This is a genomic window from Marinobacterium ramblicola, assembly GCF_019084545.1.
In the GTDB taxonomy this organism is placed as follows: Bacteria; Pseudomonadota; Gammaproteobacteria; order Pseudomonadales; family Balneatricaceae; genus Marinobacterium_D; species Marinobacterium_D ramblicola.
The window spans coordinates 1-1339 of sequence record NZ_JAHREP010000063.1 but is presented as its reverse complement, the minus strand read 5'-3'; the positions used below and the strand labels follow the sequence as shown (position 1 = coordinate 1339).

Annotated in this window: 1 protein-coding gene; it reads left to right on the top strand. The window is 62.7% G+C overall.

All coding sequences use genetic code 11. The features are described 5' to 3' along the window. The coding region (locus KQ940_RS22595) for an RHS repeat domain-containing protein (protein WP_217416906.1) at positions 1 to 1339 on the top strand (1339 nt) is incomplete at both ends.

Below are 1339 nucleotides of genomic sequence, written 5' to 3'. Positions count from 1 at the left end.
TGGACACCATCACCTACCAGAACGGCCAGGAGATCCACGAACGCAAGGCCTACGACGCCTACGGTAATGAAGTCTCCACCACCGACGGCCAGCGGGTCACCAGCACCAAGCTCTACGGCGCCTTCGGTCGCGTCACCGAAGAGATCGACCAGGGCGGACGCCGCACCCTCTTCGAGTACGACGACCAGGGCCGCCTGATCCGCGAGTATGCCGCCAACGGCAAGGATATCCGCCGCAGTTACGACGATGCCGGCCGCCTGCTCGAGGTCAACGACCTGGGCACCGGCGTCAAGACGGTGTACAGCTACGACCTCGCCGGCCGGCGCATGGCCGAGGATATCGACACCAACGGCGATGGCCTCTACACCGCCGATGCCCACGAGCGCAGCATCCGCTACGAGTACGATGCCATCGGCCAGATGGTACGCTGGATCGACAGCGTCACCGGCCTGCACACCAACTACCAGTGGGACTCTGCCGGCAACCTGCACCGCGCCTACACCGACCAGGGTTACGACCCGGACAGCGACGGGCTGGATGCCACCACCCGCTTCGTCGACCATCTCTACCGCTACGACGGCAACAACCGCGTCATCCAGATCGACCAGCGCGGCGCCCTCGAAAGCCAGTACAGCTACGATGCCGCCGGCAACCGCGTCATGGTCAACACCAAAGGCACGGTCACCGACTACGTGTTCGATGCCAACGGCCGCGTCATCCGCGCCGAACAGAACGGCACCAAGACCGCCGACTGGCAGTACGACAACGTCGGCAACGTCCTGACCTTCCGCACCTTCAAGTCCGACGGCAGCGTCAACACCCAGGTCACCAAACAGTACTACGAGAACAACCGCAACTACTTCACCAACGACGACGGCCAGCAGACCACGCTGAGCATGGACAGAAGCGGGCGCATCACCCGCACTAAACTGGTCGACGACGGCAACACCTACTACTTCGACCACATCTACAACAGCGCCGGCCTCGAGGTCCGGATCAACGCCCGCGGCAAGGACGTCAAAGGGCGCACCGTCAACAGCTACAACGTCAACGACCAACTGACCCAATCCAACAAAGGAGAGGGGGACAGCCAGGACCGCGCCGAGATTCTGCGCTTCGTCTACAACAACGACGGGCAGATCCTCTACCGCTTCCACGACACCGGTGAAGACAGCAAGATCACCCAAACCGAGTACGTCTACGCCAACGGCAACCCGGTCGGCCAGACCGGTAACACCGAAGACGACGTGAACGGCAGCAAAACCCTGCTCGACACCGGCCGCTACAACCTGATGCAGCCCTACGGCGAAGACTACCCGGACAGCGCGGTGACGTTCTA